The sequence below is a fragment of the Clostridium sp. BIOML-A1 genome (assembly GCF_009874105.1).
In the GTDB taxonomy this organism is placed as follows: Bacteria; Bacillota; Clostridia; order Lachnospirales; family Lachnospiraceae; genus Coprococcus.
In genome coordinates, this window is sequence record NZ_WWTL01000011.1 from 44,343 (window position 1) to 67,698 (window position 23,356).

Annotated in this window: 22 protein-coding genes; 15 read left to right on the forward strand and 7 right to left on the reverse strand. The window is 40.6% G+C overall.

Features of this window, described 5'->3' with window-relative positions; translation table 11 throughout:
* Window positions 1–10 precede the first annotated feature (10 nt).
* Window positions 11–553: an NADH peroxidase gene (locus tag GT641_RS09680; protein ID WP_008400622.1), complete on the forward strand. Its 543-nt coding sequence runs from the start codon at window positions 11–13 to the stop codon at window positions 551–553.
* A gap of 212 nt (window positions 554–765) precedes the next feature.
* Here the strand turns inward: GT641_RS09680 and GT641_RS09685 are convergent, their stop codons facing one another.
* Window positions 766–1,764: a DUF6709 family protein gene (locus GT641_RS09685; protein WP_161117408.1), complete on the reverse strand. Its 999-nt coding sequence runs from the start codon at window positions 1,762–1,764 to the stop codon at window positions 766–768.
* A 302-nt stretch (window positions 1,765–2,066) separates the two neighbouring features.
* Between GT641_RS09685 and GT641_RS09690 the strand changes: the two genes are divergently transcribed.
* From GT641_RS09690 to GT641_RS09715, 6 genes are all read left to right on the forward strand, one after another.
* On the forward strand, window positions 2,067–2,759 hold the full coding sequence (locus GT641_RS09690; RefSeq protein ID WP_161117409.1) for a VanZ family protein: 693 nt from the start codon (window positions 2,067–2,069) through the stop codon (window positions 2,757–2,759).
* 104 nt (window positions 2,760–2,863) lie between these two features.
* The gene (locus GT641_RS09695) at window positions 2,864–3,718 is read left to right on the forward strand and encodes a chorismate mutase (RefSeq protein ID WP_161117410.1); all 855 of its coding nucleotides are present in this window, start codon (window positions 2,864–2,866) and stop codon (window positions 3,716–3,718) included.
* A 26-nt stretch (window positions 3,719–3,744) separates the two neighbouring features.
* Window positions 3,745–4,665, forward strand: coding sequence for an orotidine-5'-phosphate decarboxylase (gene pyrF / locus GT641_RS09700; protein WP_008400628.1), 921 nt, complete (start codon window positions 3,745–3,747; stop codon window positions 4,663–4,665).
* Window positions 4,666–4,763: 98 nt separating this feature from the next.
* Window positions 4,764–5,528: a dihydroorotate dehydrogenase electron transfer subunit gene (locus GT641_RS09705; RefSeq protein ID WP_161117411.1), complete on the forward strand. Its 765-nt coding sequence runs from the start codon at window positions 4,764–4,766 to the stop codon at window positions 5,526–5,528.
* Complete coding sequence (locus GT641_RS09710) at window positions 5,528–6,439, forward strand: dihydroorotate dehydrogenase (RefSeq protein ID WP_008400631.1); 912 nt, start codon at window positions 5,528–5,530, stop codon at window positions 6,437–6,439. The genes GT641_RS09705 and GT641_RS09710 overlap by 1 nt, the downstream gene beginning before the upstream one ends.
* Before the next feature lie 54 nt (window positions 6,440–6,493).
* On the forward strand, window positions 6,494–10,315 hold the full coding sequence (locus GT641_RS09715) for an EAL domain-containing protein (protein WP_161117412.1): 3,822 nt from the start codon (window positions 6,494–6,496) through the stop codon (window positions 10,313–10,315).
* A 219-nt stretch (window positions 10,316–10,534) separates the two neighbouring features.
* Here GT641_RS09715 and GT641_RS09720 read toward each other — a convergent pair whose 3' ends face one another.
* The 3 genes from GT641_RS09720 to GT641_RS09730 are packed head-to-tail and all read right to left on the reverse strand — an operon-like array spanning window position 10,535 to window position 12,932.
* Complete coding sequence (locus GT641_RS09720) at window positions 10,535–10,738, reverse strand: hypothetical protein (protein WP_008400634.1); 204 nt, start codon at window positions 10,736–10,738, stop codon at window positions 10,535–10,537.
* Window positions 10,739–10,753: 15 nt separating this feature from the next.
* Entirely contained in the window at window positions 10,754–11,941 is a 1,188-nt protein-coding gene (gltS, locus tag GT641_RS09725) for a sodium/glutamate symporter (RefSeq protein ID WP_008400636.1), read from the reverse strand.
* A gap of 25 nt (window positions 11,942–11,966) precedes the next feature.
* The gene (locus tag GT641_RS09730) at window positions 11,967–12,932 is read right to left on the reverse strand and encodes a TAXI family TRAP transporter solute-binding subunit (RefSeq protein ID WP_008400637.1); all 966 of its coding nucleotides are present in this window, start codon (window positions 12,930–12,932) and stop codon (window positions 11,967–11,969) included.
* A 240-nt stretch (window positions 12,933–13,172) separates the two neighbouring features.
* Between GT641_RS09730 and pyrE the strand changes: the two genes are divergently transcribed.
* Both pyrE and GT641_RS09740 read left to right on the forward strand, forming a co-directional pair.
* Window positions 13,173–13,847 (forward strand): orotate phosphoribosyltransferase, encoded by a 675-nt coding sequence (pyrE, locus tag GT641_RS09735; protein WP_044944879.1) that lies wholly within the window; start codon window positions 13,173–13,175, stop codon window positions 13,845–13,847.
* A 17-nt stretch (window positions 13,848–13,864) separates the two neighbouring features.
* Entirely contained in the window at window positions 13,865–14,734 is an 870-nt protein-coding gene (locus tag GT641_RS09740) for a methionyl aminopeptidase (RefSeq protein WP_008400640.1), read from the forward strand.
* Window positions 14,735–15,007: 273 nt separating this feature from the next.
* Here GT641_RS09740 and htpG read toward each other — a convergent pair whose 3' ends face one another.
* Window positions 15,008–16,945: a molecular chaperone HtpG gene (htpG, locus tag GT641_RS09745; protein ID WP_161117413.1), complete on the reverse strand. Its 1,938-nt coding sequence runs from the start codon at window positions 16,943–16,945 to the stop codon at window positions 15,008–15,010.
* A 243-nt stretch (window positions 16,946–17,188) separates the two neighbouring features.
* Window positions 17,189–17,674 carry a DUF5721 family protein gene (locus GT641_RS09750; RefSeq protein ID WP_008401024.1) on the reverse strand — a complete coding sequence of 162 codons (486 nt, stop codon included), beginning with the start codon at window positions 17,672–17,674 and terminating at the stop codon, window positions 17,189–17,191.
* 187 nt (window positions 17,675–17,861) lie between these two features.
* Between GT641_RS09750 and GT641_RS09755 the strand changes: the two genes are divergently transcribed.
* Window positions 17,862–18,263 (forward strand): PH domain-containing protein, encoded by a 402-nt coding sequence (locus tag GT641_RS09755; RefSeq protein ID WP_243143736.1) that lies wholly within the window; start codon window positions 17,862–17,864, stop codon window positions 18,261–18,263.
* A 560-nt stretch (window positions 18,264–18,823) separates the two neighbouring features.
* Here GT641_RS09755 and GT641_RS09760 read toward each other — a convergent pair.
* Window positions 18,824–20,065 (reverse strand): peptidoglycan-binding domain-containing protein, encoded by a 1,242-nt coding sequence (locus tag GT641_RS09760; RefSeq protein ID WP_161117414.1) that lies wholly within the window; start codon window positions 20,063–20,065, stop codon window positions 18,824–18,826.
* Between the two features lie 207 nt (window positions 20,066–20,272).
* On the opposite strand from GT641_RS09760, the gene GT641_RS09765 reads away from it, so the two are divergent.
* The 5 genes from GT641_RS09765 to GT641_RS09785 all read left to right on the forward strand — a co-directional run bounded on the left by GT641_RS09765 (window position 20,273) and on the right by GT641_RS09785 (window position 23,354).
* Window positions 20,273–20,917, forward strand: coding sequence for a bifunctional precorrin-2 dehydrogenase/sirohydrochlorin ferrochelatase (locus GT641_RS09765; RefSeq protein ID WP_008401020.1), 645 nt, complete (start codon window positions 20,273–20,275; stop codon window positions 20,915–20,917).
* Window positions 20,918–21,025: 108 nt separating this feature from the next.
* Entirely contained in the window at window positions 21,026–21,496 is a 471-nt protein-coding gene (gene rimP, locus GT641_RS09770; RefSeq protein ID WP_226801019.1) for a ribosome maturation factor RimP, read from the forward strand.
* A gap of 24 nt (window positions 21,497–21,520) precedes the next feature.
* Window positions 21,521–22,702, forward strand: coding sequence for a transcription termination factor NusA (gene nusA / locus GT641_RS09775; RefSeq protein ID WP_008401018.1), 1,182 nt, complete (start codon window positions 21,521–21,523; stop codon window positions 22,700–22,702).
* 69 nt (window positions 22,703–22,771) lie between these two features.
* On the forward strand, window positions 22,772–23,041 hold the full coding sequence (locus tag GT641_RS09780) for a YlxR family protein (RefSeq protein WP_161117415.1): 270 nt from the start codon (window positions 22,772–22,774) through the stop codon (window positions 23,039–23,041).
* Window positions 23,031–23,354 (forward strand): ribosomal L7Ae/L30e/S12e/Gadd45 family protein, encoded by a 324-nt coding sequence (locus GT641_RS09785; RefSeq protein WP_021943979.1) that lies wholly within the window; start codon window positions 23,031–23,033, stop codon window positions 23,352–23,354. Before GT641_RS09780 ends, GT641_RS09785 begins: the two co-directional genes overlap by 11 nt.
* Window positions 23,355–23,356 lie beyond the last annotated feature (2 nt).

Consider the following 23,356-nt stretch of genomic DNA (forward strand, 5'->3'; position numbering starts at 1 on the left):
GATTTTAATTATGGCAAAGTTTGTATGTAGTGTATGTGGATATGTATATGAAGGAGAAGAAGCTCCTGCACAGTGCCCTGTATGTAAGGCACCTGCTGAGAAGTTCATCAAACAGAGTGATGATAAGACATGGGCATCTGAGCATGTTGTAGGTGTAGCACAGGGTGCACCGGAAGATATCATGGAAGATTTAAGAGCAAACTTCCAGGGCGAATGTTCAGAAGTTGGTATGTACCTTGCAATGGCTCGTGTAGCATTCAGAGAAGGCTATCCTGAGATTGGTAATTACTGGGAGAAAGCAGCTTATGAAGAAGCAGAGCATGCAGCTAAGTTTGCAGAGCTTCTTGGTGAAGTAGTTACAGATTCAACAAAGAAGAACCTTGAGATGAGAGTAGAAGCAGAGCATGGTGCAACTGCCGGTAAGACAGATCTTGCAAAACGTGCAAAGGCACTGAATCTGGATGCAATCCATGACACTGTTCATGAGATGGCAAGAGATGAGGCAAGACATGGAAAGGCATTTGAAGGTCTCTTAAAGAGATACTTCGGTTAATCATTCTATGAATGAGCGTGCATGAGAAATGGCACGGCAAAATAATTATGAAGTAAATATATAATACACTCTAATAAAAAAATCCGGTTGTCAGAATTTTTTGACAGTCGGATTTTTTATTATACGGAATCAACCTCTTTTAGAAGTTCGTTCGATATTAATTTTCTATTGAATTTTTCTTTTAAATATAGAGATTATATTTATAATATTGATTAATCTTTTAATTTAAAAGATGAATTACCATTGCCGTTGAAGGTGTTAGGATCTAAGCCACTTGCAGTATCTGTATTTGTGCCATCTGTGTTTGAGAATGGAGTGGTTGGCTCAGAGGTTTCAGGATTTGTATTTGCATATGCCTGATCATCGTACTGCATTGTTCCATTATAAGGGCTGTATGTATCATTCATACCCGGATTCTGTGCGCCTGAACCAGTATAGTTCATACCCGGATTTTGTACGCCGGAATCTGTATAGTTTATACCGGTATTCATATTAGGAGTATTTGGATCACCATATGCATCCGGATAAGGTGCTGATGGAATTTCTGGTGTATAGACCATATTTTTATGTCTGATGAAAGCAAATACGGCGAGCAGGATTCCGATGACCAAGAATACAAGTCCTATGATAATAGACGTGCGGCATCTTTCTTTTGTCATGACCTTGATGTAGTATGGCTGAATATAGGAATCCAATAGTGTTTTGTCTTCAGAGGTAAGGGTGATGTCATAAGAGGATGCATACATATCATAGACAAAATCTCTCATATAACCCATGATTTCATTGTTTGATTTGCATAGCTTTCCGGTATAGTGCAATGGTCCCGGATTGGTATCTGAATGATACCAGGTATAGTCCGATAATTTTTCGAGATCATCTTTCTTCGATTCTGCGACATTCAGTCCGAGATAGTAATCATTATTTTCAAGTGCATTGATCAGATAATATTGTTCTGTAGTTCTTTTGAATACGTAATTGGTAGTTTCGACATTTTCACAGAATGAATAATTGGCATATTCAACATTGATCTCTACGTATTTGCCATCAGCCAGATCGCTTACTGATGCAGTATTTAGATTGAGAAGATCGCCGTTCAGATTGTTGTAATCACGAATCCCCTGAAAGGCAAATACAGCACCAATGACTGCGAATATAATGCCGGGAATAAGGAGATCTGAAAGTCTCTTTCTTTTTGAATTGTTTTTAAACATGTAATGTCCTCCCATTTTTGTTTTTGTGAGCAAAAATCTTCTTTTTGTAGTACAATAGAATACAAGTTACGCTCTTTTGAAATTTTATCAAATCCGCCAGTTTTTGACAATGTGAAATCTGCTGAAAAAAAGCAGCTATTATAAAGGTATGCGAGATGTCTGAATATTATTTTTTGGATAATTTGACCAGAGTAAATTATTTTGGAAAAACACGGGAGAAGAAATGGCAAGATGAAAGAACAGTAAGGTAAAAGAATAAAGAATGAGTCGAATGAACATATCAGAAAAGGATTTAGACAGAGATGCAGAAGAATAATTCAACAAATAAAGTAAAATCCACAAATATAAATAAAGCTAAAAATTCAGGCGGATCAAGAACAACAAATAGAAAAGCAAATAAAAATACAGACAAATCTGCAAACAGCAAGGCATCATCAGGAAAAAGAAAGCAGAATACAGCAGACAGTAAAAAACGTTTCCTGTATCTGATTCCGGTTATCATATGGATGATATTTATATTCTATATGTCAGGAAAGACAGGACAGGAATCTTCCGGACAGAGTGGGAAGATAAGTTTGTTTATAACAAATCTCTTGGAAAAGGTACGGCAGGATCCGGCACAGGAGATGCAGAATCTACAGGATATTCTGGAGCTTGTTATAAGAAAGGCTGCACATATGACAGAATATGCGATCCTGTTCTTACTTTCATATCTGGCAACGGTGAAGATATCCATGAGCCAGAGCAGATTCTATAACAGAAGTATAGCGGTCTTAATTTCGTTATTATATGCATGTTCGGATGAGATGCATCAGTTATTGGTTCCGGGCAGGAGCGGAAGAATGATCGATGTCGGGATCGATATGGCAGGAGTGTTGATTGTTCTAATATGTATGATTTTGTCTAAGAATACGAAATGGAAGATCATTTGTGGAGTACTTTTGGGAGTGCTGTTGGTTGCAGCATTTGTCGCCCTGCTATTTGTTCCGTTTTGAAAAACTGACGCAGGACTTCGATCATTTCCGTGTGCAGTGGTTTACTTCATGCTGAAAAAATGCTATATTATTGAATATATGTTATGCCAAAAGGAGCCGGAGAAATGACATTAGAGGAAGTTAGAAAGCAGATCGACATGGTTGATAAACAGATCAAGTCGCTGTTTAAGGAACGAATGATGCTTGCAGATCAGGTCGCAAGGGTAAAGACAGAATCAGAGGATGCTATATATAAGCCGGATCGGGAAGAAGCAATCATAACGAAGCTGACCGGGGATGTAGACGACAGCATCAAGAAAGAATATACGGCACTGATCAAGCGTATTATGGAGGTCAGCAGAAAGTATCAGTATGGGAGAACATTAGAACTTCGTAATTGTCTGGATGTATCGTTTGTGACTGAGGAGCCTGAGGTAAAGAAGCTTGCCATGCTGAAGCACGAACTTTACATATGTCAGGGTTATTCCAGAGATCTGGTAAATACGGTCAGTGATTATGAACAGGTCATGGAGCTGATCCGGAAGGATGAAGCAGATGCCGGAATGGGTATATTTGAGGATATCAGCTATGGTGTGTCGGATTCGCTGCATGAGGCACTTACCATGAATGATTTCTATATTTACAGGTGCGATGAGGTATTGGACGAGGGACACCGGAAGAAGGTCGTTACATTCGGAAAACAACTGGTAGTTCTGCCGGAGCATAACCGGTTAAAGATCGTCTTTGTCTGTAAGAATAAGAGCGGAAGTCTGGCGAGTGTGTTATCGATGATATCCGATTATGGCGTGAATCTGACCGAGATCCATTCGGTGCCGTTCCGTGGAGGAGAATGGAATTATCGGTTTTATATCGAGTTAAACGGAAACCTGCTTCAGAAAGAGATCCAGGCACTTGTATTCCAGTTGATAAATGAAACAGAGACATTTAAGATACTTGGAAGCTATTTTTGTGAACAATAAATTTTTATATATAAGGGAGAAAAGACATGATAGACAAATTAGTAAAAAAAATCAAAGAGACAAAGGCACCGATCGTTGTTGGACTGGATCCGATGCTTTCCTATGTGCCGGAATATATAAAGAAGACAGCATTTGATGAATATGGTGAGACTTTAGAGGGTGCAGCGGAAGCCATCTGGCAGTACAATAAGGGTATTGTGGACGCAGTTCATGATCTGATCCCTGCTGTTAAGCCGCAGATTGCTATGTATGAGCAGTTTGGTATCGAGGGTTTAAAGGTATTCCAGAAGACGGTTGATTATTGTAAGTCAAAGGATCTGGTTGTGATCGCAGATATTAAAAGAGGCGATATCGGATCAACATCTGCAGCATATGCAGTCGGACATCTTGGAAAGGTTGCGGTCGGAAGTAAGACATATTCCGTATTTGGTGAAGATTTTGCAACTGTAAATCCATATCTTGGTACCGATGGAATCAAGCCTTTTGTAGATGTATGTAAGGAAGAGAAGAAGGGAATCTTTGTACTGGTCAAGACATCAAATCCTTCATCCGGTGAATTCCAGGATCGTCTGATCGATGGCAAGCCGTTATATGAGCTGGTTGGCGCTATGGTTAATGAATGGGGCAAAGATACGATCGGTGAGAGCGGTTACAGCAGTGTCGGTGCTGTTGTAGGAGCAACGTATCCAGAGATGGGTAAGGTACTTCGTAAGATCATGCCGAAGTCATTTATTCTTGTTCCGGGCTACGGAGCACAGGGCGGTAAGGCTGCTGATCTGGTACATTATTTCAATGAAGACGGACTTGGTGCGATCGTAAATTCATCCAGAGGAATCATTGCAGCATACAAGCAGGAGAAATATGCTTCATTTGGCGAAGCAAATTATGCAGATGCTTCCCGTCAGGCAGTTGTTGATATGATCGAAGATATCAACAGCGTATTATAAATATCGGATTTATCAAAAAACAGTATGCAGTACACGATGTGTGGTGATAGTGGAGGCGTACAGATCATATGGAAGAGATCACGGGAGGACATAGATACATGGGAAAAGTAAAGATAACAGCAGAGGTTGTGAGCCAGACCTGTATAGCAACAGATATATACAGTCTGATCCTGAAAGCAGGAGAGATTGCATCGCAGGCGGTTGCAGGCCAGTTTGTTTCTGTATATTCAAAGGATGGAAGCCGTATGCTTCCAAGACCGATCAGTTTATGTGGAATTGATAAAGAAGCAGGTACGCTTCGTCTGGTATATCGTATCGCAGGAAAGGGAACAAATGAGTTCTCAAAATTACAGGCAGGAGATACGGTTGATATTCTTGGTCCGCTTGGAAATGGCTTTATGAAGGAGTCTGGAAAAGCAATTCTGATCGGTGGAGGAATCGGTATTCCGCCGATGCTGCAGCTTGCAAAGGAGCTGGACTGTGAGAAGTCCATCGTACTTGGATACCGGGATGAGCTTTTCTTAAATGAAGAATTTGAACCATATGGTACCGTGTATCTGTCTTCCGAAGATGGAATGCATGGAACAAAGGGAAACGTAATAGATGCGATCAAAGCATGCGCGGTAACCGGTGATATCATATATGCCTGTGGTCCGACTCCGATGCTTCGCGGAATCAAACAGTATGCGGCAGAGCAGAATATCCGTTGTGAGATTTCATTGGAAGAAAAGATGGCATGTGGTGTAGGTGCCTGTCTTGCCTGTGTCTGTCAGACAAAGAATGTGGACGAGCATTCAAAGGTACACAATGCAAGGATCTGTGCAGATGGTCCTGTATTTTATGCAGAGGAGGTGGAACTGTAATGAGTAAAGTAAATATGGCGGTAAACATCGCAGGAGTAGAATGGAAGAATCCAATTACAGTTGCATCCGGTACATTTGGTTCAGGTATGGAGTATTCGGAATTTGTCGATCTGAACCGTCTGGGAGCAGTTACGACAAAGGGTGTGGCAAATGTTCCGTGGCCGGGCAATCCGACACCCAGAATTGCAGAGACATATGGCGGAATGATGAATGCCATCGGACTTCAAAATCCGGGTATTGATACTTTTATAAAAAGAGATCTTCCGTTCCTTGCAAAATATGATACAAAAGTGATCGTAAATGTATGCGGAAAGTCAAAGGAAGATTATATAGATGTCGTAGAACGGCTGGCAGATACAGATATTGATATGCTTGAGATGAATGTATCCTGCCCGAATGTAAAAGAGGGAGGAATTGCATTTGGTCAGAAGCCGGAAGCTCTTTATGATATAACACAGGCAGTAAAGAAGGTTGCAAAGCAGCCGGTGATCATGAAGCTCAGTCCGAATGTTACAGATATTACAGAGATGGCAAGAGCTGCGGAAGCAGGCGGAGCAGATGCGCTGTCACTTATTAATACACTTACAGGCATGAAGATTGATGTTAAGCGTCGTACATTTGCTGTAAAGAATAAGACTGCCGGTGTATCAGGTCCCGCGATCCATCCGATCGCAGTACGGATGGTGTATCAGGTCGCAAATGCTGTCAAGCTTCCGATCATAGGCATGGGCGGTATCGCTACGACTGAGGATGCTCTCGAAATGATCATGGCAGGTGCATCGGCAATTGCAGTTGGCACAGCAAACTTCAATAATCCATATGCAACAGTGGAGATTACAGATGGAATTGAGAAGTATCTGATCGAGAATCAGATTGATGATATAAATGAGTTGATTGGGTGTGTAAAATAAAAGATATTGGGTTGTCTGCTTTATAGGATGTATTGGGGAGGCAGTTAGTTGGTTATGGAAAAACAATTTGAAGAAATTTTATATTCCAGATATCAGGCACGTATCAGAGATATGAAGATTCTAAAGGTAGATGAGGGATTTGAACAGATCCTTGGTTATTCCGCGGAAGATGTAGAGCGCTTACAGCTTTATGTAAAGGATATTATGCTGGATGAAGATTGGGAGGATTATACAAAGATCATCTATGCAAAGATGTCGAGCCGGGGAGAAGCATATCTGGGACATCGGTTGAAAAAGAAAAATGGTGAAATTATATATGTATTTTGTTTTGGGAGGGCATTTCAGTCGGAAAAAGGAGAAATGTGCGGGGAGATCCTTATTACAGATATAACAAATACCAAGAAGTTGTCGAAGCAGCTTGAAAATCTGACCGATATCAATTCTGAACTAAATATGGAATTAGCGGATAAGAACCGTATGCTGGAGTCTATTCTCAATAATCTGGCGGGCGGTGTCGGAGTATTTGATATCGGAAATAAGAAGATCACAGTAGAATATATCAGTGAGAGCTTTTATAAGATGTTCGACCTGAAAAAAGGTCAGCTTGGTACAGAAGGAAATGAATATATCAATCTGGCATTTGAAGAAGATCGGAAAGAACTGAAACGACAGATTAAGGAGACCTTGTTGTCAAATAAGATGACAATTGGTGAATATCGCTTTATTAATAAAAATAATCCGGAATCATATTATTGGGTGCAGGTATGCCTGTCGCTTCTTGCGGCAAGAAAAAGCGTTTTTTCCATATGCGCTGTCTGTGTAGATATTACGGATAAAAAGAAAGAAGAACTGGAAAAGAGTGCACAGACCGAGATGCTGAAGTTAGTGGCGCAGGGAAGTGATGAACTCTTGTTTTCCTATACGGTAGAAGATGACAGCATGGTTATATCTAAGTATATGGACGGCAGAACCATAACTGTTTTTGATGATAAAGATTTTGCTGCAAACCTTGCTCAGTGTCAGTTGATCTATTCGGAAGACAAAAAAACGGTATCAGATGTATTGGCTGAATTGACAGCTGTTAAGGATACCGAAACCGTTGAAATCAGGGTCGATTTTATCGGTAATGGTATGTATCTCTGGCATCGTGCAACGCTTGTCAGCGTTGCTGATACAAATGGTGTGGTAAAAAAGATTGTAGGTAAATTGTATTCGATTCATGAAGAGAAGCTGCAGAGTCAGGAATTGATTCTACGTGCGGAACGAGATTCTCTTACAGGGGTTTATAATCATAGCACCTTTGTGTCTAAAGTATCCAGGTTCCTTGCGGAATTTGATGAGACGCTGTGTGCACTCTATATGATCGATCTGGATGATTTTAAATTAGTAAATGATGCACTGGGACATTATGCCGGGGATGATTTGTTGTGTGACACAGCAGTTGTTCTGGAAAGTGTTGCAAATACATATGGTGGATTTAGTGGTCGTCTCGGCGGAGATGAATTTTCTATGTTTATTCCGGATGTAGTCGATGAAGATACGGCATACATGGTTGCGAAGACACTTAATAAAGGAATTCGTGCGATTAAATGTAAGGCGGAGCACTCGGCATCGATCGGTATTGCAGTTGATACTATATCAAAGTCGTTGAAATTCGATTCTTTATATTATAAAGCGGATCAGGCGTTATATTATTCCAAACGGCAGGGCAAAGACCGCTGTATGCTTTTTTGTGAGAAGATGGATGAAGCTAAACCGGTATTAAATTCCAAGTTCAGCAGTTATTCGGATGAAGAGGATTATCTGTTGGATGATATCTCGGATGTTGTATATGTAACGGAGATGAATTCTTATAAGCTGCAATATATGAATAAGGCAGCCAAGCTTGGTGTCGGTCTGGCTGAAGATGATACTTCTTATATTGACAAGCATTGTTATAAGGTGCTTCAGGGTATGGATCTTCCGTGCAGCTTCTGTACGAATAAGCTATTATCAACGGAGAAGAGTTTTATCTCGCATCATAAGAATCTCAATAACGGAAAAGAATATGTTTTAAAAGACAGGATTGTAAACTGGCATGGAAGAAAGTGTCGTATGGAGATGGCTGTTGATATTTCTGATGCCGATAAAGTAACACAGGTTCTTTCTAACCGTTATGATATTGAGGATGCGTTGGTATCCAGTATTACACAGATTTCTACAGGAGGAGAGCATTCCTTAAATTACAGCAAACTGTTAGAAACACTTGGAGAATACTATGGCGCAAAACATGCTTGCCTGGTGGAATGTGATTCCAATAAGTTATGTGAATATCATGAATGGAAATCAGCAAATAGTAATTCGTTTGGGAAAAAACTGGAGATCTTTTATAAAGAAACTGTCCGGAGGGAACTGCAGAGTATATCGAGCAAAAAAGGTGCACTGATCATTAATCATATTCCGGACTACCCATACAAAACTTCGGATCTGTATTCGTTTTTTTTGGAAAACAGGATATGGTCAATGTATTCTGTCCCGATCAAAGACAATAAGTCTGAGATTATTGGAAGGATCATTATCTTTAATCCGCAGCTTCACAGTGGCGACCTGAAGCTTATGAATCTTTTATCCTTGTATATTGGAAATGATATTGTCAGCCGGGCACTTGCAGAAGAACGAAATTATGAAGTAACGCATGATCGTATAACGGGAGCATATAATCGTATCTGCTATATGGATTACATAAACCGCAGACAGAATCTGGAATCAGTGGGTATAGTGATTATTGATATCAATGAAGTGCGTAACATATTTGATGAATTTGGACAGTTCTTTGTTGATAATCTGATGATCGATTATTACCGACTGTTAGATAAGGTATTTCCGAAATCCTGTATTTATCGGATTGGAGATGATGATTTTGCTGTAATTTGTGAGAATATTTCACAGTGTGATTTTCTGGATCAGGTTCGTGCATTGAAAGGTCAGATTAAGATTGGCGATTTTACGGCATGTATCGGATATGTATGGGATGATTATGAGAAAGATATCAAGCGGATGGAAAACCATGCGTATGATATGCTCTATATGGAGAAACAGAAGTGGTACGATCAGAAGGATGAACATTCTTATAAATGGAGTACATTAACGAGAGAGCTTGTAAAAAAAGACATTGAAGACGGAATGTTCTTTGTGTATTTACAGCCGAAGGTGGATTATTCGAATGATCATTGTTATGGTGCGGAAGCACTGGTGAGATATGCCAAACCGGATAACCTCGCAAATGTGATCGATCGCTTGGAAAAAAGCAGAAATATAAAGTATATGGATCTCTTTGTGCTTGAAAATGTATGTAAAATGCTTATACGTTGGAAAAAAGAAGGGTATAATCTGATCCCGATCTCCTGTAATTTTTCCAGAATATCTCTGTTGGAAGAAGATATGCCGGAGCGTATCAATGCGATTGTTGAATCTTATGGAGTCCCAAAGGATATGATCGAGATCGAGATTACAGAGTCTGTTGGTGAGATGGAACATGAGATGGTTACCAGAATTGCAAATAAACTGCATACTGCAGGCTTCAGGATTGCCATGGATGACTTTGGAACAAAATATTCCAATGTATCGATTCTTTCTTCTATGAAGTTTGATGTGATCAAGCTGGATCGGAGTATGGTTTATAATATAGACAAGAATATAGCTAGCAGAACGATTTTAAGACATCTGGTTGAGATGTGCACAGATCTTGGAGTGGAATGTATTGCGGAAGGAGTAGAGACCAAGAAACAGGCAGAATACCTGAAGGAAATGGGATGCAACCATATTCAGGGCTATCTGTACAGCAAGCCTGTGAATATCGAATCCTTCGAGCAGGTCTATATGAAAAGAGAAGAATAAATAAAAGACTCCCTGTAGACGACATATATATCTTTATTTCGCAGAACACTTTCGTTCTATCTTACTCTGTATAACTTCGAACTAACCCCGGCTAAGCCTCGGTAAGGTCTCAGTTATCACGTAGCGGTGCTAAACTCATCACTTTACAGTGATTCGTTAAGAACCGACGTTCAGATAGGTCTGCTACATAAAATATATATGCTGTCTGTAGGGAGTTTTTTATTTTTTCTTCCTGATATGAACTTCCGGGATGGCCACATCATAGGAGATGTTCGCTTCCTCCTCGAAAGATTTTGTATGTACAGGATTCGAAGCGTCAGCGTCATTCGAATCCGAGTCTGACTGCGTATGAATTTCAGGAATTGCGAGATTGTCGTAAGTCAGATTATAATCTTTTTTCTTATCTTTTCTATGTCCGAACATGAGAATATCCTCCTTTTATAACAGGTTGATGAAGAATGTAATAACAAGGCTGTTGATAAAGTCTGCAAATAAACTGCCAACAAGCGGAATCAGGAGATAGGCTTTTACGGATGGCGAATATTTATCACAGATCGCCTGCATATTTGCCATGGCATTTGGTGTTGCCCCCATTCCAAAACCACAGGTTCCGGCAACCAGAACAGCAGCATCGTAGTCACGTCCCATGATGTTGAATTCAACAAAGTATGTGAACAGACAGATCAGAATAACCTGACTGGTCAGCAGGATAAATAATGGAAGAGCGAGAGATGCAAGCTGCCATAGTTTTAATGTAATCATTGCAATACCGAGGAACAGGGAGAGAGCAATACCGCCAAGGTCGTTGATCTCACCCATATGAATCGTGAACTTACCGGAATATTCACCGATATTTCGAATCAGTGCGGCTGCGATCATAGCACCGATGTAGATTGGAAAAGTTAACCCGGTTTTTGTCAGTAACCATGAGAATATCGTTCCGAGTCCTATTGCAAGGATCAATTGAAAAACAGCGGCTGCATACATATTTGTATGACGTTCATGTTTCTTTTCTTCTTCGATCAAAAGGCTGTCATCTTCAGGCACAACCGTTTCTAACAGATTCTTCTTCTCAATCAATCGTTTTCCGAGTGGACCGCCGATCAGACTTCCGGCGATCAAACCAAAGGTTGCAGCTGCAGTACAGATTGTGGTTGCACCGGATATGTCAAAGTCTTCCAGAACCGGACCGAAGGCACCTGCGGTTCCGTGTCCGCCGACCATTGGGATTGATCCGGTACACATACCGATCAGAGGGTCAAGTCCAAGGATCCTGGACATGCCGACAGCGAGTAGGTTTTGAAGTACGATCAGAGCAATAACAAGTCCCAGAAAGACCGCCAGTGATTTGCCACCGCTCTTTAAGACCTTCAGATTTGCCTGAAAACCTACAGAGGTAAAGAAGAATACCATACAGACTTCCCGTAGGGTATCATCAAAGGAAAATTCTGCCAATCCCGTACTGTAACAGATGCAGGTGAAAATTGCAAATAAGAGTCCGCCTATAACAGGAGAAGGTATACAGAATTTTTCCAGAAAGAAGATTCTTTTTTTCAAAAATGTTCCAAGCATCAACACAAGGACGGCAATCGCAAGTGTCTGATACATATCTAATTGAATTTTCATAATTACCCTTTCTTATGTTCAGAAATTATCGTACATCAACGGTAATCCCTTTTTCTTTGTAGTAAGCAGCAGCCCCTTTGTGAAATGGGATCGTGATGCCCTTTGTTGCTGCCTGTTCATTTAACTGCATATCGATCGAAAGTGAATATTGCAGATCATTTGCATGTTCAAACAGCAGCCTCGTAAGATCTTCTACAGTATCCTTCGATAAGTCGTTATCTGCAAGCATGACAGCCTGCACACAGACCGTTGATACATCCTCGGTCTGACCGGAATAGGTATTTGCGGGAATGGTAAAATCGGAGTAATACGAATAAGCAGACAATAGCTTATTTTTACAACTGGCGTTAAGTCCGATCAAACGGATATCACAGGTTCTTGTCAGCTCTTCAATGACCGTGGTCTGAATGCCTGCTGTAACAAAGAAAGCATCAATTTCACCGGAAACCAGGCTTTCGGCAGCATCGATATAGTCAAGGTTTGTGGTTTTGACCAGATCGTTATTCAGACCGGCAACCTCAAGGATCTGTTTTGCATTTCGTTCCGTACCGGAATCGGATGCTCCGATGCTTATGGTTTTTCCGGTCAGGTCATCGAGAGACTTGATGTTTGAATCTTTTTTTACAATGATCTGGCAGGCTTCCGGATACAGAGAGGCGATAGCGGAATATCCACTGATCGATTTCCCCGCAAATGTGCCTGTTCCATTTACTGCGTCGTCAATCATATCATTTTGTGCAATACAGAGATCAATGTAACCGTCGGCAAGCAGTCGTAGATTTGCCGCAGATCCGGCAGTCTTCTTTGCTTCAATGCTGTAATCAGGGGCATCGTTGTTGACCAGACCGGCATAAGCATTTGCAAAGGTATAATAGATACCGCCGATATCCGCCGCGCCGAATCGGATGGCGTCTTTTTTGCTGCTGCATCCTGTTCCGATAGTGGAAATAAGCAGGATCAGACAGAGAAAAAGTGCTGTTTTTTTCTTCATATTGATAAAATTTCCTTTCTAATGTATATATTTTTTCGTAAATATGGTAATATAGGACGGAATTGTTCTAAAGGTATGTCGAAAAATATAGACCTTTGGCTATTGTACAACAATTAGATACAAAATGGAACAGAAAAAATTAACCATTTGTGTTTCGAAACCATTTGTGCTAGAATGAGTTCGAAATGCCTAACTAAAGGGTACATAAATGGTCTGAAATCAAGGAGGAATGAAAGAAAAATGGAACAGTACAAACAGGAATTCATTGAATTTATGATCGATTGTAATGTATTAAAATTTGGAGATTTTACAACAAAGAGTGGAAGAAAAACACCTTTCTTTGTAAATACCGGATTTTACAGAACAGGGGCACAGTTAAAGAGACTGGGTGAGTTCTATGCGGAAGCAATCAACAGTGCGTTTGGTCTTGATTTTGATGTATTGTTTGGACCTGCATACAAGGGAATTCCGCTTTCAGTAGCAACTACCATGTCAATTGCAGAAATGTATGATGAAGACATCAAATATTGCTCAAACAGAAAAGAGATCAAGGATCACGGAGATAAGGGGATCTTACTCGGAAGCCCGATCTCAGATGGTGATAAGGTTGTTATCATTGAAGATGTAACAACAGCCGGAACATCAATCCAGGAGACTATGCCGATCATTAAGGCACAGGGAGATGTAGATGTTATGGGACTCGTTGTTTCTGTTGACCGTATGGAGCGTGGACAGGGCAAGAAGAGTGCACTGACAGAGATTCAGGAAGAATATGGTATCCAGACAACTGCTATTGTTACAATGGCAGAGGTTGTAGAGCATTTATATAATAAAGAATATAAGGGAAAAGTCATAATCGATGATAAGTTAAAGGCTGCGATCGATGCTTATTATGACATTTATGGCGTAAAGTAGAAACGGTTGGTAGAAAAATGAAACTAGGAAGAAATGATATCTGCTGGTGCGGAAGTGGAAAGAAATACAAATCCTGCCATTTGAACATCGACAGCAAACTGGAAGAAATGAAGCTAAAGGGATATAAGATCCCGACGAGAAGAATGATGCGTTCACCGGAACAGATCGAAGGAATCCGCGTGGCATCCAAGGTAAATACAGAGGTGCTTGATTTCATCACTCCATTTGTAAAAGAAGGAGTATCTACAGGTGAGCTTGATCGAAGAATCTATGAATATACGAAATCAATTAATGCAATACCTGCCTGCCTTGGATATGAAGGATATCCGAAGAGTGTCTGTATATCGATCAACGATGTTGTCTGTCATGGTATACCGGATGAGAAAACAATCTTGAAAAATGGAGATATTGTCAACATTGACTGTACAACGAAATATAATGGATATTTTGGCGATTCATCCCGTATGTTCATGATCGGAGATGTTGATCCGGTCTGGAAGAAGCTGGTAGAGGATACAAAGAAAGCACTGGATCTTGGAGTAGAAGTATGTAAGCCATATTCAACGATCGGTGATATCGGATATGCGATCAATACATTTGCCAAAGAGCAGGGCTATTCTGTTGTCCGTGAGATCGGCGGACATGGTGTGGGACTTGATATCCATGAAGATCCGTATGTCAGCCATATCGGACAGCCGGGCAAGGATTATGTAATTGCTCCAAGCATGACATTTACGATCGAGCCGATGATCAATCTTGGTGTGCCTGACGTATGGCAGGATGCTGATGATGGCTGGACGATCCGTACAGATGATGGCAAGCCATCTGCCCAGTGGGAATACACCCTTCTTATGACCGAGCACGGAATTGAGATTTTGGCCAAATAATACTTTCATATAATTATACAAAACACAGGGATTGCCCCTATACAGACGATAAGCCCCATTATAAATGACTCGTTACGGTTTCTGTTCAATGCATATGCCTGATTCGTAAATACTCCTGCGCTAACTCGCCAACTAAACGTTGGCTCAGACAAGCGCTCGTATTTACTGGCAATATGCATTTCACGACGAAACCTTCACTAAATGTCATATTATAATGGGGCTTATGGTCTGTATAGGGGCAATCCCTGTGTTTTATATTTTAAATGAATGGCATTATTTGGCCAGAATGCTTAAGATCTCGTTGCTTCTTGCGACGAACTTGGTCATGGCATCGGCAGATAATGGTCTGTTGGCAAGGACTGCCAGATCATATAACTGACAGCAGATGGTAGGAGTGTTCTCGCCATCCGGGTTGTCAAGGACATATTTGACCAGATTGTTGTTGGCATTTAATACCAGTGTTTCGCCCTTGCCGCCGAACATGGCAGGATCCATGCCCATACCGGCCATACCATACATCTTCATCATTTCCTGCATACGTCTGGATTCTTCGGATAAGGTCAGCATAGAAGATAAGTCCTTATTCTTTAATGCTTCTACCTTGATCGTGATATTTTCGACATCCAGTGCTTTCTTGAAGAGTTCGGTCAGCTTATCGGTATAATCCTTTGCTGTTTCTTCGGATAATGCTTCATCTACAAAATTATCGGACAGATCTGCATCGATTCTGTAGAAATGTACATTTTCATTTTTCTGTTCCAGAAGCGTGATAAATGGGCTGTCAATCGTCTGTGTCATGATCAGGGCATCCATGCCTTCCTCTTTGAACATGTTAATGTACTGTGACTGAGCAACTTCATCCGTAACATAGAAGACTTTGTTTTCGTATTTTTCTTTTCCGGCTTCCAGATATTCCGGCAGAGTCAGGTATTTGCCTTCCAGATTCTTGTAGATACAGAAGTCTTTCATCTTCTCTAAGAATTTCTCATCCTTTAAGCAGCCGAATTTGATAAATGGGTTGATGTCATCCCAATATTTCTCATAATCTTCTCTGTGAACCTTATACATACCGGATAATTTATCGGCTACCTTCTTTGTGATGTAATCGGAGATCTTCTTAACAAATCCATCATTCTGCAGAGCACTTCTGGATACGTTCAGCGGAAGATCCGGACAGTCGATGGTACCTTTTAACAGCATCAGGAATTCAGGGATAACTTCTTTGATATTATCAGCTACGAATACCTGGTTGTTATACAACTTGATCGTTCCTTCCAGATTATCATACTGGGTATTGATCTTAGGGAAGTACAGGATTCCTTTCAGGTTAAATGGATAGTCCATGTTCAGGTGGATCCAGAACAATGGATCTTTGTAATCATGGAATACTTTATGATAGAAGTCTTTGTATTCATCGTCTGTACAGTCATTTGGATGCTTGGTCCAGAGAGGTGTTGTAGTATTTAAAGGCTTTGGTGCTTCTTTATCTTTCTTTTCGGCAGCATCCTTTGTTTCATCGGTTTCAGCAGTAGCTTCTTCTGATGCTTTAGCTTCGGTTGCCTTTTCTTCTTCATCTTTTGCAGGGGCATCTGCATTTGTAAAGTAGATCTCTACAGGCATGAAAGAGCAGTATTTGTCGATTACTTCTTTGATACGGTATTCATTTGCAAATTCATAGCTGTCTTCATTCAGATACAGGGTGATAACAGTACCTCTGGTTTCTTTGTCGCCTTTATCCATGGAGAAGTCCGTTCCGTTCTCACATTCCCAATATACAGGTTCTGCGTCCTGTTTGTAGGAAAGGGATTCGATTGTTACCTTATCGGCAACCATGAATGCGGAGTAGAAACCGAGTCCGAAATGACCGATGATCTGTTCCTCTGTTGCCTTGTCCTTGTACTGCTCAAGGAAAGCAGCAGCACCGGAAAATGCAATCTGATTAATATACTTTTCGACTTCTTCAGCAGTCATACCGATACCATTATCAATAAACTGTAAGGTCTTGTTGTCCGGGCTTGCGATCACATCGATACGATAAGGCTCATCCGGTTCGTCAAATTCGCCCATCAGAGATAATTTCTTTAATTTTGTTACAGCATCACAGCCGTTTGAGATTAATTCCCTGACAAAGATATCATGGTCGGAATACAGCCATTTCTTGATGACAGGGAAAATGTTTTCGCTGTTAATTGATAAACTTCCTTTTTTCATAAAAAATGCATCTCCTTATATAAATTCTATATTATTCCAGTTGTCAGAACAAATCGGAATACGCAAATATATATATGTGTAATGAGAGAAATATCTGCCCTATCTGTTCTGTGTTATCACTAACAGATATCATAAATCAGAAAAAAATAGAAGTCAAGACAAAATCAGCACTCAAATACGTTGAGTGCTAATAATTCACAAATATTTTATGGTTTATTTAGAAATGAATGCTGTAACAGGTGGTTAAAAGATCTGATTCTGTTTAAAAAAAGCAGATACATTTGCATCCCAGATGTTTGCAAGTGTTTTATCCATGGAGAAAATGTTCATGGATGCCATCGTTGTAAGTGAGATCTTTTCTCCGTCAAAGTAGATGTTTAAAGACAGATTTGCAATGTCGGATGTCGTGAGATTCAGATGGTTCTGTTCAATGATCCGGTTAATGTTCGCGTCCGATAAGATCAGCACGATCTTGAAGTTTAATGGGAGTTTATTGCCCTTGATGACATTGAAGATATGATGTCTGACAGCCCCCCATGTCGTATAAGTCTTTGAGGTCATTTCTTCCAGTTCTTCCGTATCAAAAAAAGATGGATTCAGTCTGCCGTCGATCGTATAAGAAACGTCGGAACGGACATAGGCTTCCACCAGCAAAAATGTGTCAAAGACCGGTTCCATCAAAAGCTTTTTAACGAAGTTTTTTGTTTCAGTAATTTCTATATTAAGCATATGCAGCTCTTACCTCCCTGCCATAAACAACGGATCGCGATAAAATGATGCTTTTAGTTTACAGGAAAAGAGGAAAGGTTGCAATCGGAAATCTGAAAACAGCCGGATGAGAAAATCCATTTGTTGAACTTTAGCGGGAGGTGTGTTAGTATTTTTACAGATTTATAAAAATATGGGAGGTTTTGAAATGGCAGAGATTATATGGAAGGATCGTAAACGTATATTTTTCGGATTACCATGGACATTTACAAAGTACAGCTTATCAGAGGATCGGTTATTTATCAGTACGGGGTTCTTCAGTGTGAAAGAAGATGAAGTACGACTTTATCGCATCATGGATGTTTCATTGGAACGTAAATTATGGCAGAGAATGTGCGGACTTGGAACGATCAAATGCTGTTCCGCAGATAAGACAATGGGAGATTTCGAGATCAAGAACATCAAGAAGTCCAGAGAGGTCAAGGAAATGTTATCAAATATGGTAGAAGATGAACGTACCAAAAAGAAGGTTTCCAGCCGTGAGTTCATGGATCATGAACGCGATGAACTCGACGACTACAACGAATACGACGACCACGATACATATTAAGAGGGACGATCAAAAGTGCGTTGTTGCTTTATATGTTTATATGATAGTAGCTTGCTTTGATCAGTAATGTAAGATCGTATCTGGTTGTTCAGCAAGAGGGATGCGTTGACAATTAAATGAGAACTGATATTACATATTATTCCGCAAGACGCTTCCGCTCTACCTTCGACGTAGTGGTACATAAGGCTGCAAAAGACGCAGCCTAAGTACCAACGCTCAGGCAGGCTTGCTTCATAATAGTAATATCAGTTCTCATTTTAAATTATAAGGTAAAGTGATTGCTGAACAACCAGATACGATCTTTTACGATATGAAAACAAGATACCATGATATAAAAGCAACAACGCACTTTTGATCTGTCAGTGGAATCAAGTATCGAAGTAGACTATATCTTATCATAGACAGACAGGGAACCCTGCATACCTTTATGGAGCAGACCTTTTTTCACGTCGGTTCTTAACGAGTCACCGAAGGTGAGAAGTTTAGTACCGTTACGTGAAAAATAGAACGCGAGTGTTCTGCGGAATAAAGGGTATGCAGGGTTCTCTGTCGTTCGGTGATCAGATATTCTCGGCTATCTTGGTGACGCCAACGTAGATTTGGGAGACTTTGTACCAGGTGGAGTAGTCGGTGATGCCGGTAACGGGCAGGTCGAAGATCTGCTGAAAGCGTCTGACGGCATCGGCTGTGGCAGGTCCATAGATGCCATCGGCGGCGACAGTTGGTATGGACGGATAATTCTGTGCGATACGATTTAACTGCTCCTGGAGCTGACGAACCTTGTCACCGGTTGCGCCGATTGACAGATCATATCCCGGATAAGAGGATGGAATACCGGCAATGGTTTCGGCAGAGTTGATATAAATGGAATCGCCATAGTAGTAGCGTAAGATCTCTATCGCAGACAGTCCCTGATCGGCAAGATGCTTGGAACCCCATTGGGTCATCCAGTTTGGACAGGTGACACGTTTCCCGTCACAATATTGTGTAAAGATCGGTTGTGTGACACCCGGCCTTGACAGATAATTGGCAAATTGTTCATCAACGATACGGGAGATATTTTTATATATAGTCTTGTTATAGATCCATTTCTGATCGTAAGCGGTTGAAGATGTGATCGTAAAATCGTATCCCTTTCCTCGATACCATTCTGTATAGACACGGTTTAATGTGAAGGACATAATTGCAAGAATATTGGCTCGCAGAGAAGCATCCGGCCACGTGGAGTAGATTTCATTTGATGCAACATTCTTTATGTAGTCTTTGTAAGGTACATAGTAGTCGATTGCAGTTGGGTCAGAAGGTGCTCCATCATGAACCACGATGGTTTCAGGAATCACGACACGGCTTAAGACGATCTCGCCTGTCTCTGCAACTGTTTTAATCTCATCCTCGGCAATCTTTGGCGGATATTCTTCCCAGAGGGTATGAGCACCGATCACCGTTGGGTTATAGCTCGATATGTCAGTATCAGAAACACGCAGCTTAACTGCCTGAATGCCCTTTTGTTCAGTAAACATCTGTACACCGGAGATAATACGTGGTTCAAATCCGGGTGCATTGATTTTCAGATTGTATTCGGAATATGGCTGGTTGTCAGATGGTTCCATGCTGTATTCCAGTGGAGGAGTTTCAAGGGTGATGCCGTCGATGATACCGTCACTGTCTGTTTGCAGTTCCTCTATTACTTCATCCGGAGTTCCGGTTGATGCGACAGAAACGACCGCATCGGTTACCGGATATGCAGTCTGTTCCGAGATGATCCTGATTTTTAATGTTCCGTTATTGTTTCCATTTGCCATTTTAGTAATCCTGAATTATAATCTGTTTATTATATGAAGCAAAGTTGCATTTCATGCCAATAATACTTTATCAATGCTGAAACAGGAAAAACATAATCAGTTGTTTACAGAAAGGTATGTTATGCATGGTATATAATGATGAGGTATATGAAAAAAGAATTTATTGAAAAGTAATATAAAAGAAAAGAAGCGACAGGAGGTTTCACTATGGCATATTTTCCAATGTTTATCAATCTGGAAAACAAAAAAGTAATCGTACTTGGCGGAGGAAAGACCGCACTTCGAAAGATTAACTCTCTGATAAAGTTTGACTGTAAGATCGCAGTTATCGCACCGAGAATCTGCGATGAGATCAAGGCAGTACAGGGAATCAGTGTACATGAGTCGAATATGACATTAGATGCGCTTGATACGGCAGATATGGTAATTGCAGCAACTAAGAGGGATGATGTAAATGCTAAGATCGGAAAGTATTGTAACGAACATAATATTCCGGTCAATGTAGCAGATAACAAGGATGTCAGCAGCTTCTTGTTCCCCGGAATTGTTATGCGTGAAGACTTGGTGATAGGGGTCACAACAGGAGGCTACAGTTCAAATGTAGCAAAGGAGATCCGTAATATGATCGAGAAGCTGATTCCTTATGAGTACGGAACCCTGACCAGAAAGATGGGAGCATACCGGGAGATTGCATCCATTAATATCAAGGATACTTATTTAAGGGAACTGGCACTGGATGAGATCATCAAACAGGCAATCAGCAATAAGTACATGATCGATGACCGAAAGGCAAATAAGATTCTGGATCGTTATGCGAAGGAAGATGAGCTGAGAGCGAAGGGCATGCGATAAAAAATACTTGCATTTTCTTTATAACGTGTTATAATCTTGTTTTAGTAAGATTATGGTAACTATTAAGAGTGGGTTTTGGCCCACTCTTAGTTTTTGTAGAAAGGTGGTATTGCTACGAAGAAAACAGATATTGAAGCAAAAGCAACAGAGATGGTTCTGCCGATCATTGAAGCAAATAACCTTGAACTGGTTGATGTGGAATATGTAAAAGAAGGCAGTGATTATTATCTGCGGATCTATGCAGATAAAGAAGGTGGAATAACGATCGGAGATTGTGAGATCGTGAACAGAGCCATGAGTGATCTGCTGGATGCAGATGACTTCATTAAGGATGCCTATATTCTGGAGGTCAGTTCTCCGGGGCTTACAAGACCATTAAAGAAGGAAAATGACTTTAAACGGAGTATTGGTAAGATTGTAGAGATCAAGACATATACCAAGATCGATAACTGTAAAGATTTTGAAGGTGAACTTACAGCATACGATGAAGAAACAGTTACCATTTTGACAGAAGATGAGAAAGAACTGAAGATTGCAAGAAAAGATATATCGATGATAAGACTTGCATTTGTATATTAATAAAAGAAGCGGGAGGATAAAAAAGTGTCAGAAATTATCGAAGCATTAAATCAATTAGAAAAGGAGAAAAACATCAGCAAGGATATTCTGCTGGATGCGATCGAAAGATCCTTAAAGGCGGCCTGCAAGAAGGACTTTGATACCGATGAGAATATCGATGTTGTTATGGATCGTGAGACCGGTGAGTTTCATGTATATGCGAAGAAAGAGGTTGTAGAAGAGGTTGAAAGACCTGCGACACAGATTTCTCTGGAAAAAGCTAAGATGATGAATTCCAAGTATGATCTCGGAGATATCATCAACATCGAGATCACAACAAAGGATTTCGGAAGAATCGCAGCACAGAGAGCAAGAAATGTAATCGTTCAGGCAATTAATGAGAGCGAAAGAGATGCGATTTACGATCACTTCTATACAAAAGAGAAGGATATCATCACAGGTATCGTTCAGAGATATGTTGGAAACAACATCAATGTCAGTCTGGATGACAAGACAGAAGCAATCTTAAAAGAGTCTGAGATGGTTCCCGGCGAAGTATATAACAGAGGTGACCGTATCAAATTATATGTAACAGAAGTAAAGAAAGGATCCAGAGGACCTAAGATCACAGTATCCAGAACACATCCTGATCTGGTAAAGCGTTTATTTGAAAAGGAAGTAACCGAGATTGCAGACGGTACAGTAGAGATCAAGAGCTCCTGCCGTGAGGCCGGTTCCCGTTCCAAGATCGCTGTTTATTCTCATGATGAGAATGTAGATCCGGTAGGTGCATGTGTAGGTGTAAACGGAAGCCGTGTTAATAACGTAGTTGAAGATCTGAACGGCGAGAAGATCGATATTATCTGTTGGGATGAGAATCCGGCAATCTTCATCAAGAATGCATTAAGTCCATCAGAGGTTATCGCAGTTGATGTAGATCTGAATGAAAAGAGCGCATTTGTCGTTGTACCGGATTACCAGTTATCACTTGCAATCGGTAAGAAAGGTCAGAATGCAAGACTTGCTGCAAAGCTGACAGGATATAAGATCGACATTAAGAGTGAGTCACAGGCAGAAGAGATGGGATATTTCTCAGAAGAAAATGATGACTATAAAGAGCCGGAGCAGGAAGAAGCATTTGACAATATCGACGATATCGTTGATGGTTCTTATGAAGAATCTCTGGAGCAGCAGGATACGGAAAAAGTAAAAGAAGACGAAGAATAAAATGAAGTTCTGACCGGGTACCATGCCGATTGGAACGGAGATAAATATATAAGCATAGGAAGTGATGTTATGGCAAAGAAGATACCGCTCAGACAGTGCCTTGGTTGTAATGAGATGATACCGAAAAAAGAACTCATCCGTATCGTGAAGGATAATGAGAATAATTTTGCGATCGACCTGACCGGCAAGATGAATGGACGGGGGGCATATATATGCCGTAAGGCAGAGTGCCTGAAAAAAGCTATGAAGAATAAATCTCTGGAACGCTCATTCAAGATGCAGATTCCAAAAGAGGTTTATGAGAAACTGGATAAGGAGTTAGAGGCAATTGAACAGTAAGAAGATTTATTCCATGATTTCCTTATGTGCAAAGGCCGGAAGGCTGGTAAGCGGAAACTTTTCAGTAGAAAAGGCCGTAAAAAACGGAAGCGCATGTGCCGTGATCGTGGCATGTGATGCAGCCCATAATACAAAGAAACTATTTGATCAAAAATGTAATTTTTATGAGATCCCATATTTTGAATTTGGAGACAAAGACAGTCTGGGAAAATTCGTTGGAAAAGAATTCCGGACGTCGATCGCAATCTTAGATGAAGGATTTGCGAAACAGATCATAAAATACATGAGTTTGAGTGAAAATATGGAGGTGTAACT

What these genes read in the sequence shown, in the direction of transcription:
- GT641_RS09715 (WP_161117412.1), top strand. Translation starts at nt 6,494, where the DNA reads ATGGAAAAACAATTTGAAGAAATTTTATATTCCAGATATCAGGCACGT.
- GT641_RS09780 (WP_161117415.1), top strand. Translation starts at nt 22,772, where the DNA reads ATGGCAAAGAAGATACCGCTCAGACAGTGCCTTGGTTGTAATGAGATG.
- GT641_RS09760 (WP_161117414.1), bottom strand. Translation starts at nt 20,065, where the DNA reads ATGGCAAATGGAAACAATAACGGAACATTAAAAATCAGGATCATCTCG.
- GT641_RS09695 (WP_161117410.1), top strand. Translation starts at nt 2,864, where the DNA reads ATGACATTAGAGGAAGTTAGAAAGCAGATCGACATGGTTGATAAACAG.
- htpG (WP_161117413.1), bottom strand. Translation starts at nt 16,945, where the DNA reads ATGAAAAAAGGAAGTTTATCAATTAACAGCGAAAACATTTTCCCTGTC.
- GT641_RS09755 (WP_243143736.1), top strand. Translation starts at nt 17,862, where the DNA reads ATGGCAGAGATTATATGGAAGGATCGTAAACGTATATTTTTCGGATTA.
- GT641_RS09705 (WP_161117411.1), top strand. Translation starts at nt 4,764, where the DNA reads ATGGGAAAAGTAAAGATAACAGCAGAGGTTGTGAGCCAGACCTGTATA.
- GT641_RS09730 (WP_008400637.1), bottom strand. Translation starts at nt 12,932, where the DNA reads ATGAAGAAAAAAACAGCACTTTTTCTCTGTCTGATCCTGCTTATTTCC.
- GT641_RS09690 (WP_161117409.1), top strand. Translation starts at nt 2,067, where the DNA reads ATGCAGAAGAATAATTCAACAAATAAAGTAAAATCCACAAATATAAAT.
- GT641_RS09765 (WP_008401020.1), top strand. Translation starts at nt 20,273, where the DNA reads ATGGCATATTTTCCAATGTTTATCAATCTGGAAAACAAAAAAGTAATC.
- GT641_RS09710 (WP_008400631.1), top strand. Translation starts at nt 5,528, where the DNA reads ATGAGTAAAGTAAATATGGCGGTAAACATCGCAGGAGTAGAATGGAAG.
- GT641_RS09750 (WP_008401024.1), bottom strand. Translation starts at nt 17,674, where the DNA reads ATGCTTAATATAGAAATTACTGAAACAAAAAACTTCGTTAAAAAGCTT.
- GT641_RS09685 (WP_161117408.1), bottom strand. Translation starts at nt 1,764, where the DNA reads ATGTTTAAAAACAATTCAAAAAGAAAGAGACTTTCAGATCTCCTTATT.
- pyrF (WP_008400628.1), top strand. Translation starts at nt 3,745, where the DNA reads ATGATAGACAAATTAGTAAAAAAAATCAAAGAGACAAAGGCACCGATC.
- GT641_RS09740 (WP_008400640.1), top strand. Translation starts at nt 13,865, where the DNA reads ATGAAACTAGGAAGAAATGATATCTGCTGGTGCGGAAGTGGAAAGAAA.
- GT641_RS09720 (WP_008400634.1), bottom strand. Translation starts at nt 10,738, where the DNA reads ATGTTCGGACATAGAAAAGATAAGAAAAAAGATTATAATCTGACTTAC.
- gltS (WP_008400636.1), bottom strand. Translation starts at nt 11,941, where the DNA reads ATGAAAATTCAATTAGATATGTATCAGACACTTGCGATTGCCGTCCTT.
- pyrE (WP_044944879.1), top strand. Translation starts at nt 13,173, where the DNA reads ATGGAACAGTACAAACAGGAATTCATTGAATTTATGATCGATTGTAAT.
- GT641_RS09680 (WP_008400622.1), top strand. Translation starts at nt 11, where the DNA reads ATGGCAAAGTTTGTATGTAGTGTATGTGGATATGTATATGAAGGAGAA.